The sequence below is a fragment of the Micromonospora sp. NPDC049201 genome (assembly GCF_055586805.1).
Genome location: NZ_JBVJHM010000010.1, coordinates 307,574 through 317,700, shown reverse-complemented (window position 1 = coordinate 317,700; position 10,127 = coordinate 307,574). Strand labels below are relative to the sequence as shown.

9 protein-coding genes are annotated in these 10,127 nt (G+C 72.7%); 2 read left to right on the top strand and 7 right to left on the bottom strand.

Annotated features, from left to right (window positions below; translation table 11 throughout):
• The coding region (locus ACZ6O5_RS23140) for a glutamine synthetase beta-grasp domain-containing protein (protein WP_465979900.1) at window positions 1-752 on the bottom strand (752 nt) is incomplete at its 3' end.
• A 192-nt stretch (window positions 753-944) separates the two neighbouring features.
• Between ACZ6O5_RS23140 and ACZ6O5_RS23135 the strand changes: the two genes are divergently transcribed.
• The gene (locus tag ACZ6O5_RS23135) at window positions 945-1,346 is read left to right on the top strand and encodes an RDD family protein (protein WP_405090625.1); all 402 of its coding nucleotides are present in this window, start codon (window positions 945-947) and stop codon (window positions 1,344-1,346) included.
• Between the two features lie 62 nt (window positions 1,347-1,408).
• Here ACZ6O5_RS23135 and ACZ6O5_RS23130 read toward each other — a convergent pair whose 3' ends face one another.
• From ACZ6O5_RS23130 to lipA, 3 genes are all read right to left on the bottom strand, one after another.
• On the bottom strand, window positions 1,409-2,098 hold the full coding sequence (locus ACZ6O5_RS23130) for a DUF4191 domain-containing protein (protein WP_281936818.1): 690 nt from the start codon (window positions 2,096-2,098) through the stop codon (window positions 1,409-1,411).
• 89 nt (window positions 2,099-2,187) lie between these two features.
• Window positions 2,188-3,852: a DUF423 domain-containing protein gene (locus ACZ6O5_RS23125; protein ID WP_465979899.1), complete on the bottom strand. Its 1,665-nt coding sequence runs from the start codon at window positions 3,850-3,852 to the stop codon at window positions 2,188-2,190.
• 60 nt (window positions 3,853-3,912) lie between these two features.
• Window positions 3,913-4,902: a lipoyl synthase gene (gene lipA / locus ACZ6O5_RS23120; protein WP_357302857.1), complete on the bottom strand. Its 990-nt coding sequence runs from the start codon at window positions 4,900-4,902 to the stop codon at window positions 3,913-3,915.
• A gap of 472 nt (window positions 4,903-5,374) precedes the next feature.
• Between lipA and aspS the strand changes: the two genes are divergently transcribed.
• Entirely contained in the window at window positions 5,375-6,661 is a 1,287-nt protein-coding gene (gene aspS, locus ACZ6O5_RS23115; protein ID WP_465979898.1) for an aspartate--tRNA(Asn) ligase, read from the top strand.
• Window positions 6,662-6,719: 58 nt separating this feature from the next.
• Here aspS and ACZ6O5_RS23110 read toward each other — a convergent pair whose 3' ends face one another.
• The 3 genes from ACZ6O5_RS23110 to ACZ6O5_RS23100 all read right to left on the bottom strand — a co-directional run bounded on the left by ACZ6O5_RS23110 (window position 6,720) and on the right by ACZ6O5_RS23100 (window position 10,018).
• Window positions 6,720-7,325, bottom strand: coding sequence for a lytic polysaccharide monooxygenase auxiliary activity family 9 protein (locus ACZ6O5_RS23110; protein WP_465979897.1), 606 nt, complete (start codon window positions 7,323-7,325; stop codon window positions 6,720-6,722).
• A gap of 187 nt (window positions 7,326-7,512) precedes the next feature.
• Window positions 7,513-8,154 (bottom strand): lipoyl(octanoyl) transferase LipB, encoded by a 642-nt coding sequence (gene lipB, locus ACZ6O5_RS23105; RefSeq protein WP_281936805.1) that lies wholly within the window; start codon window positions 8,152-8,154, stop codon window positions 7,513-7,515.
• Window positions 8,155-8,206: 52 nt separating this feature from the next.
• Entirely contained in the window at window positions 8,207-10,018 is a 1,812-nt protein-coding gene (locus ACZ6O5_RS23100) for a DUF6311 domain-containing protein (RefSeq protein WP_465979896.1), read from the bottom strand.
• Between the last annotated feature and the right edge of the window lie 109 nt (window positions 10,019-10,127).

Genomic DNA, 10,127 nt, shown 5'->3' with positions numbered 1-10,127 from the left:
GCCCACGCCTCGTTCTTCACGATGTACTTGAAGAGCTGGAGCTGGTCGGCGGCGTGCAGCAGCGTCGAGAACCGGTAGTTGATCTCGGACTGGCCGGCGGTGCCCACCTCGTGGTGCGAGCGCTCCACGGTGAAGCCGCTGTCCACGAGCCGCCGCACGATCGAGTCGCGCAGGTCGGCGTAGTGGTCGACCGGGGGGACGGGGAAGTAGCCGCCCTTGTAGGCGGTCTTGTAGCCGCGGTTGCCGCCTTCTTCGATCCGGCCGGTGTTCCAGGCGCCCTCGATCGAGTCGATGTAGTAGAACGACTGGTGGGCGGAGGTTTCGTGGCGGATGGAGTCGAAGATGTAGAACTCGGCTTCGGCGCCGAAGTAGGCGGTGTCGGCGATGCCGCTGGCGGCGAGGTAGGCCTCGGCCTTCTTGGCGACGTTGCGGGGGTCGCGGGAGTAGGCCTCGCGGGTGAACGGGTCGTGGACGAAGAAGTTCAGCGCGAGGGTCTTCTGGGCGCGGAACGGGTCGATGAACGCGGTGGCGACGTCGGGGAGCAGGAGCATGTCCGACTCGTGGATCGACTGGAAGCCGCGGATCGACGAGCCGTCGAACGCGAGGCCGTCGGTGAAGACGCTGTCGTCGAAGGACTCGACCGGCAGGTTGAAGTGCTGCATCACGCCGGGCAGGTCACAGAAACGTACGTCGACGAACTTCACGTCCTCGTTGCTGAGGTATCGCAGGAGTTCCTCGGAATTGGCGAACACACGTCCTCCTGGCAGGTCCACTCCGGTGGCTGACTCTTGGCGACGCTATGGCCGGGGGGTTGCCCGGCCGTGTCTCCTCTGTTTCCGCCGTGTTACGTCGCTAGCGGAGCGTCATCGCCCGCGAGGTCTGCCCGACCTTGACTGCCTTGTCGGATTTTTCGGTGGGCGTCGAGGCGGCGCTACCCTGGCCGCGTGACCGATACCGCCGCCGCACCGGTGCCACCCGCCACCGATCCCGCCTTCACGCCCCCGAGCCTCGGCCGCCGGTTCGGCGCGCTGATCATCGACTGGGTGCTCTGCCTGATGGTCGCCCGGTCCTTCGCCGACCCGGTCCGCGACGGGTGGCCGCCGGTCCTGGTGCTGATCCTGGAGTACGGCTTCTTCCTCGGCCTCTTCGCCCAGACCCCCGGCATGTACCTGACCCGGCTGCGTTGCGTCGCCTGGGCCGACGGCGGCCGGATCGGACTGGTCCGCGGGCTGCTGCGGGGCCTGCTGCTGTCCCTCGTCGTGCCGGCCCTGATCATGGACCAGCACCGCCGTGGTCTGCACGACCGGCTCACCGGCGCGGTCGTCACCGACGCGCCGCGCCGCTGACCGCACACGAGAAAGGAGCCGGCCCCGCGCGGGGCCGGCTCCTTTTCCGCGTACGCCGGGCGTCAGCGACCCCGGGTCTGCCGGAACGCGCCGCGCGCCGGCCGCATGTTCTTCGGGACCGCGCCCTTGGGCATCTGCGGCCGGGCGGTCAGCGCCTTGAGCCGCTTGTCGAGCGCGTTGACGTCCTTCGGCGAGAGGGACCGGGGCAGCCGCATCAGCGTCATCCGCAGCTTGCGGACCGGCAGCTCGCCCTCGCCCTGACCGATCACGTAGTCGTGCAGCGGGGCCGAGCCGATCACCTTGGCCAGCCGGCGCTTCTCCTGGCCGAGCAGGCCCCGGACGCGCTGCGCGTTCCCCTCGGCCAGCAGGATCACGCCGGGGCGGCCCACCACCAGGTGGACCATGTCCATCTGCGTGGTGGAGCTGACCGCCGGGGTGACCCGCCAGTCGCCGCGCATGCTCTCCATGATCTGCGCCGCCGCGCCGGGCTGCCCCTCGGCGGCGTTCATCATCGCCTTGTTGGACCGCAGGTTGAGCACGATCAACACGGCGAGCAGGGTGAGCAGGATGCCGATGGGCAGGAAGAGCCAGCCCCAGGCGAGCACCGCGACCACGGTGAGCGCGAGCGGGATCAGCACCGCCGCCGCGGTCAGCGGCGCGAACCACTTGTCCTGCTTGGCGGTGAACTTGAACACCATCCCGATCTGCTTCAGCCGCTGGCCGAACGAGACCTTCTCCTGGGGCTTTGCCATGCCGCAGAGTCTAGTGGTCGGCGCTCGGCCGGTTGATCCGTGGCCACCCGTTCCGTGCGGACCGGTCACCTCGCGACCGCGCGGCCCGGTCAGCGACGGGGCAGGTAGATCCGCCAGCCGTCGACGGTGACCACGTCGAGCGTGCCCGGTGCGGTCCCGAGCCGCCGGTCGAGCAGGGCGGCAAGTGGCGAGGCGTCCGGGGCCACCCAGCCCGCGTCCGGGTCCGCGGCGACGGCCCGCCGGTACGCCGGCAACCGGTCGAAGCCGGGACGCAGCCGGTCGTCGACCACGGCGCAGACCACGTCCTCGCCGGTGGCGAACGCGATCCGGTTGCAGGTCCAGTAGCCGCCCCGCACGTGCCGGACCCCGAGCGCGCCGAGCATGTCGACGAGCGCCCGGTGCCGGTCGGCCTCGGCGTGCACGGCGGGCGCCGCCCGGACGGTGTCCACGGTGGCGACCCCGCCGGTCCCGAGCACCCCCACCAGCACCGCGACCGCCACGGCTCCGGCTGCCATGGTCCGGACCGCCGCCGGTCCGGCGCGGTGGCGGGGCCCGACGAGCGGGCGGGCGGCCCGCCACAGCGGCCAGAGCAGGGCGGGCACGGCCACCGCGAGGCAGGACAGGTAACGGCTGCTCTCGACAGGTGTCCGCCCGGCCGCGTCGCTCACCGCGTACGCCGCCAGCACCGCCGCCGCGCCGGCCAGCAGCGCCAGCCGCACCCCGGCCGACACCCGGTCGGCCGGCGGGTCGCCGCTGCGGGGACGGGGGGAGGGCCCGTGCTCCGGGACGGCGGGCGCGCGGCGGAGCGTGCGCCAGGCGGCGTACGCGGCGACCAGCAGCAGGACCGGGAAGACCGCCGCCCACCAGAGCTGCCACGGCGCGCAGTGACCGGGGGAGCAGAAGCCCATGGCCAGCGACGGGCCGAGAACCAGCCCGCCGTGCAGCCGCTCGGCCCAGCCCGCCGCCACGTCCGAGCCGCTGGCCCGCAGCACCGCGGTGAGCGGGTTGCGACCGTGACGCAGGCCGTCCAGCACCATCGGCGCGGCGCCCAGCAGCAGCGCGCCGGCGAGCACCGCCCCGGCCCGGCCGGCCAGTTCCCGCCGTCGCCAGACCAGCAGCAGCGCGCCGAGCGTCGCCGCGTACGGCAGGATCAGCGGGTCGACCCAGAGCAGCACCCCGGCGACCAGCCCCCAGGCCGCCCAGCGGGGCAGTCGCGCGCCCGGCCCGCCGACGCACAGCCCGACCGTGAGCAGCGCCAGCGCCGCCCCGGCCGGATTCAGCTCCGGGTAGCCGCCACCGGCGATGAGCTGGTTCTTCACCACCCGGTCCGCGCCGAGCGCGAGCACGGCGACGACCAGCAGGGCGTACCAGCGATCGCCGCCGAGCCGGCGGGTCAGCCGCCAGGACAGCAGCAGGAACAGCGCGTACAGCGCCAGCGTGGGCAGCCGCAGCACCAGCACGGACGGCCCGGCGACCGCGACCAGCGGCGCGGCCAGGTACGCCTCCAGTGTGCCCATGTACGCCTGGCCGTAGAACCAGACCGGGAACGCCTCGCCCCGCGCGATGTGCAGGGCGGCCAGCCCCATGGTCGCCTCGTCGCTGTTGGTGGGCGGCGCGTCGGCGAGCAGCAGCGCCAACCGGTAGCCGACGCCGACGCCGCCGATCAGCAGGGCGAGCAGCGTCGGCAGTGGGAGGCGTCGGGGCGTACGCGCCGGGTCGGCCTCGCGTGGCTCCTGGCGTACCCCGGCGGTCATGCCTGCGATCATGGCATCCGGCGGGTGGCCGGCGGTGGGTGACGCGGTCGACGGCCGGCCTCAGCCGGCGACGGCGATCCCCTCGCGGGCGGCGAGCGCCTGCTGGTAGAGGCGGCCGGCCCGGTACGACGAGCGGACCAGCGGGCCGCTCATCACGCCGGCGAAGCCGATCTCCTCGGCCTCCTCGCGCAGCTCGACGAACTCCTCCGGCTTGACCCAGCGGGTGACCGGGTGGTGCCGGGGGGTGGGGCGCAGGTACTGCGTGATCGTGATCAGCTCGCAGCCGGCCTCGTGCAGGTCGCGCAGCGCCTGGGAGACCTCGGCGCGCTCCTCGCCCATGCCGAGGATGAGGTTGCTCTTGGTGACCAGGCCGTCGGCCCGGGCCTGCCGGATCACGTCGAGCGAGCGCTCGTAGCGGAACGCCGGACGGATCCGCTTGAAGATGCGCGGCACGGTCTCCACGTTGTGCGCGAGCACCTCGGGGCGCGAGCCGAAGACCTCGGCGAGCTGCTCGGGCACCGCGTTGAAGTCGGGGATCAGCAGCTCGACGCCGCAGCCGGACCGCAGGGCGTGGATCTGCCGGACCGTCTCGGCGTAGAGCCAGGCGCCGCCGTCGGGCAGGTCGTCGCGGGCCACGCCGGTGATGGTCGCGTAGCGCAGACCCATCGCGGCGACCGACTCGGCGACCCGGCGCGGCTCGTCGGCGTCGAACTCGGCCGGCTTGCCGGTGTCGATCTGACAGAAGTCGCAGCGCCGGGTGCACTGGTCGCCACCGATGAGGAAGGTGGCTTCCCGGTCCTCCCAGCACTCGTAGATGTTGGGGCAGCCGGCCTCCTGGCACACCGTGTGCAGCCCCTCGCGGGAGACGAGCCCGCGCAGCTCGGTGTACTCCGGGCCCATCTTGGCCTTGACCTTGATCCACGGCGGTTTGCGCTCGATCGGCGTCTCGGCGTTGCGCGCCTCGATCCGCAGCATGCGGCGCCCCTCGGGCGCGACCGTCGCGGTGGACGCGGGCTGCTGAGTCGTCGGCGCAGAATGCTCGATCGTCACAAAACCGAGCCTACGCTGGTCGGCGACGGTCGATGAACGTCAGGCGACGGCCGTCACGCCGGAAACGTTGTGACGCCGGACACGGACGCCGAAAAAATCCCCGTCACACCGGGCGGTCGCGGTGCTAGCGTGCCGGCAGAGCTGCGACGGAGCCGAGTAGCGGACCGATTCGCCAGCCCAGAGAGCCGCCACTTTGCTGCAAGGCGGTCTGGCGCCGGCCCCGCGAAGACCCTCCCGAGCTGCGGGAAGAACGGCTGTGTGTAAGGCGGGGCCCCCTATTAACGCCTCCGGTAGAGGCGGGGCCCCCGCTTAACACTCGCGCCCAGTAGAACCCGCCCGGCTGGCCCCGGTGAAAAGGCGACGAACGAGGCTCCCGCTCCGGCGGGGGCGAAGGTGTGGTGGCACCGCGAGGCTCCCGCTCGCCCACACCTCTTTGGGGATCGCGTTGCGATTGATCGAGGAGGTAACCGCCGTGCAACGCATCCTGTCCACCGAACTCCCCGCCCAGGTCGGCGCGACCGTCCGGCTCGCCGGCTGGGTCCACCGCCGCCGGCTGCTCAAGTCGGTGGCCTTTCTGATCGTCCGCGACGCCACCGGGCTCGCCCAGGTGGTGGTCGCCGCGCCCGCCGTGCGCGCGCAGGTCGAGGCGCTCGGCGAGGAGACCGTCGTCGAGGTGGTCGGCACGGTGGTCGCGAACCCCGCCGCGCCCGCCGGGGTCGAGGTCGTCGAGCCGACGGTACGTCCGCTCGGCCCGCCCGCCGTGCCGCCCCCGTTCGACCTGTACCGGCCGGTGCTGACCGCGAGCCTGCCCACCCAGCTCGACCACGCGCCGACCGCGTTGCGCCACCCGACCCGGTCCGCCGCGCTGCGGATCTCGGCGGCGGCGGTGGCCGGCTTCCGGGCCACGCTCGACCGGCGGCGTTTCGTCGAGGTGCACACGCCCAAGGTGGTCGGCTCGGCCACCGAGAGCGGCGCGAACGTCTTCGCGCTGGACTGGTTCGGCCGGCCCGCCTACCTGGCCCAGTCGCCGCAGTTCTACAAGCAGCTCATGGTGGGCGTCTTCGAGCGGGTGTACGAGGTGGGGCCGGTGTTCCGCGCCGAGCCGCACGACACGGTGCGCCACCTGGCCCAGTACACCTCGCTCGACGTGGAGCTGGGCTTCGTGACCGACCACCGGGACGTGATGGCCGTGCTGCGGGACACCCTCGCCGGGATGCTGGCGGGCGTCGCGGACCGGGCCGGCGGCGCGCTCGACACGCTCGGTGTGACGGTGCCGCAGGTGCCCGCCGAGATTCCCGCGGTGCACTTCACCGACGCGCTGACGATCGCCGGGGCGCCGGCCGACGAGCCGGACCTGGCCCCCGCGCACGAGCGGGCGCTGGGGGAGTGGGCCCGGGCCGAGCACGGCAGCGACTTCCTGTTCGTCACCGGCTACCCGATGGCGAAGCGCCTCTTCTACACCCACCCGGACCCGGCCCGGCCGGCGTACTCGAACGGCTTCGACCTGCTGTTCCGGGGTATCGAGCTGGTCACCGGCGGGCAGCGGCTGCACCGGTACGCCGACTACCGGGCCGCGCTGGCGGCCCGCGGCGAGCCGGTCGAGCCGTACGCCGGTTATCTGGACGCGTTCCGGCACGGCATGCCGCCGCACGGCGGGTTCGCGATCGGTCTGGAGCGGTTCGTCGCCCGGCTGACCGGCGCGGCGAACGTCCGGGAGGTGACCGCCTTCCCGCGCGACCTGCACCGCCTCACCCCGTGAGGCACGGCTCCGGCCCAGGAACACGGGGTCCTGGGCCGGAGCGACGTGCGGTACGCGATCAGGTGAAGTTGACGTCACTGCACCACATGTACGCCTGGTCGAGGTGGGATGCCTGCCAGATGACGAACAGGATGTGGTGTCCGGTGTAGCCGGAGGTCGAGACGTTGAAGCTGATGTTCTGCGACGGCGCGTACCGGCCGGTCTGCGTGATGTAGTCGAGGTTGCCCCAACCGAGCGTCTGGGTGGTCGGGTTGAACCCCTGCTTGCTGACGTAGACCTTGAAGTAGTCCGCCCCGTGGCTCGCCTGGTCGTAGAGCTGCACGGTGAAGTTGCGGCTGATGTTCGTGGTCTTCCACGCCCCGGGCCGGTTCAGGCTGTCGTTGCGGGACAGCGCGTTGCTGCAGAGCTGCCCGTCGGGCGTGCGGGCCTGGAACTGCCCGCCGAGGCCGTCGCGCAGCGCGCTCATCCAGTTCCACATGGTGTCGGCGTTGGCCTGGAACGCCTGCCAACACATCGGGTCCTGCTGCTGCATGGCCGGGTCGGTGTGGTGGCTGCCCCAGGTCTGCCAGCACTTGTAGGCGCGGGTGGCCGGGCTGACGATCGTGCCGTGGGCATGGGCGGCACCGGGCACGGCCAGGACGCCGGCGATCAGGGCGAGCGCCACGACGAGCGCGCGGACGGTTGATCGCGGTCGTCCGGATTGGTGGTGGGAACGCACGGTTACGTCCTCCTTCGGCGCATAGGATGGGAGTGGGAGCGCTTCCATGCCCAGCGTCGCATTTATGACTCTAGATATCAATGGTCATCTATATCTTTGTCCGCATTGATGGAGTCTGCGCAGGTGACAGCGGTCAGACCTGGGTCAGCGTGGGCAGGTGCCGTTCCACCACCGGCAGCACGTCGGCGACCGTGACCGGTCGGCCCAGCTCGGCGGTGAGCGAGGTGACCCCGGCGTCGCGGATGCCGCAGGGCACGATCCGGTCGAAGAAACCCAGGTCGCAGTCGCAGTTGATGGAGAAGCCGTGCAGCGTCACGCCCCGGGCCACCCGAATGCCGATGGCGGCCACCTTGCGGGCCGGGCCCCGGTCGTCCGCCGGCACCCACACGCCGCTGCGCCCCTCGACCCGGCCGGCGGTCAGCCCCACCTCGGCGCAGACGTCGATCAGGAGCTGCTCGGTGCGCCGGACGTACGCCACCACGTCGACCGGGTCGGGCAGACGGACGATCGGATAGCCGACGAGCTGCCCCGGACCGTGCCAGGTGATCTTGCCGCCGCGGTCCACGTCCACCACCGGGGTGCCGTCCATCGGGCGGTCCCACGGCTCGGTGCGCTTGCCCGCGGTGTAGACGCTCGGGTGCTCCAGCAGCAGCACCGTGTCGCCCCGCTCACCGGCCACCACGGCCTCGTGCAGCCGGCGCTGCTCGTCCCAGGCGGCCTGGTAGTCCAGCCGGCCGGCGAGGATGGCGGTCAGTCCGGAAGTCGTCACGCTCACCCGTCCAGCCTAGTCCCGTCGGCCCGGCCGCCCACCCGTGACGCTCGTCGCGTCACGCGCCGGGCACCCGCCACACCCAGACGTCCTCGACCCGTTCCGGCGGGCCGAGCAGCGCGGTGGCGGTGCGGCGCAGCGCCTCCTCGTCGACGTCGTACTTGGCGCCGTGCACCCGGTCGGCCAGCACCACCGCCCGCACCCCCCAGTACCGCAGGTCGGCCCGGGACTCCTCGATGCTGCCCTCGGTGATGATCGGCACCAGCCCGGTCCGCCCGGCCTGGTCCATCAGCGTGTCGAAGGTACGCGGCACCGGGCCGATCCGGCCCCGGCCGTCCGGGCCGCCCGGGCCGAGGAAGAAGCCGGCCGGGATGCGGAACTCGCCCTGCCGGTGGGCCAGCGCGTACGCCTGCCAGCGCTGCCCGTCCGGATAGACGTCGACGGTCAGCGGCAGCGGCGTGAGCACCCCGTCGGGCGGGACGTAGCGCTGCCAGGCCCCGGTGGTGACGAACCCCGGGACCGGCTCGCGGACGCTGGTCAGCAGCGGGGTGGGCAGCAGCGGCAGCAGCGCGGCGACGAACCCGACGACCCAGGCCGCGCCGGTCACCCGCCGCCGGGGCGGCCGGGCGCGCAGCGTGTCGATCGCGTACGCCAGCAGCAGCCCGATCACCGGCGCGACGACGAGCGCCAGCCGCGACGGCAGCGCCGCGTTGATCACCGGCAGGTTGTCCAGCACCCCGAACGGCAGCAGTTGGTCGGTGCGCCGGCCGTTCCACTTCGCCGTCGGCCCCCAGGAGAGCACCGCGAAGACCACCGCGGTCACGCCCAGCGCGAGCAGCGTGGCCCGGAACGCCCGGTCGGCGCGTCGCCAGAGCAGCGCGAAGCAGGCGACCGCGAGCAGCAGCAGCGGCACGCCGAAGAACGAGTTCTCCTCGGTCGGGTTGGGCGCCAGCGACGTGCCGAACCCGGCCCAGCCGGCCAGCGACCGGCGCGGGTACGACAGGTACGCGGCGATGTCCTCGGAGTGGATCAGCGGGTCGAAGCCGGTGCCGTGGAAGCGCTGCGGCCCGGCGAAGTGCAGCCACAGCGGGTACGCCAGCAGCACGCCGGCCACCAGCGCGGTCACCCCCAGCCCGGCCGCCATCCGGGGCAGCGCGGCCCGGGCCTCCGCGCGCCGGGCCGGGTGCAGCGCCCAGACCAGCAGGAACACGGCGAGCGCGAGCGCGGTGAAGAACAGCCCCTCGGCGGCGATCGAGAACGCGACGGCCACCAGCAGGCCGAGCACGATCCCGCCGGTGACCGCGCGGCCGGGCCGGCGCAGCCGGAACACCCCCCAGATGAGCAGCGGCACCAGCCAGCCGGCGGTCCAGTTCAGGTGCGCGTTGGCGTGCGACACCATCGCCGGGCAGTAGGCGATGAACAACGCCCCCACCCCGGCGGCCGTCCGGCTGCCGACCAGGTGCCGGCTGAGCAGCCAGTACCAGGCCACCGCCGTGGCGGCCAGGTTGAGCGTGAGGATCACCAGGAACGTCGCGGGCGGCCCGACGAGGTACGTCAGCGGCGCGAAGACCGCCGCGTACACGGTGATCGAGGTGTTGACCGCGAGGTTCACCCCGTCCGGGACGTTGATCAGGTGGGTGAAGAGCGGGTTCTCGCCGTGGGTCAGCGCGTGCCCGCCGAACGCCAGCAGCCACTCGAACAGCGCCTGGTCGCTGGAGTTGACGGTGATCGTGCGGGTGTTCGGGTCCCGCCACATCCCGCTGGTCACCCAGAGTGCCAGCGCGACCGCGGCGAGTGTCACCAGCAGGTCGGCGCCCCGGTCGCGGGCGGCGGTGGCGGGCGGCGGGTCGGCGACCGGGGAGGACGGCACGCAGCGGACGTTACCAACCGGACCCGGGCACACCGCCCGGACGGTGAATGTGTGACCGACAGCCATTCCCGTCGATGAAACACGGACGTAACGTTCCGGCAACTCGGAG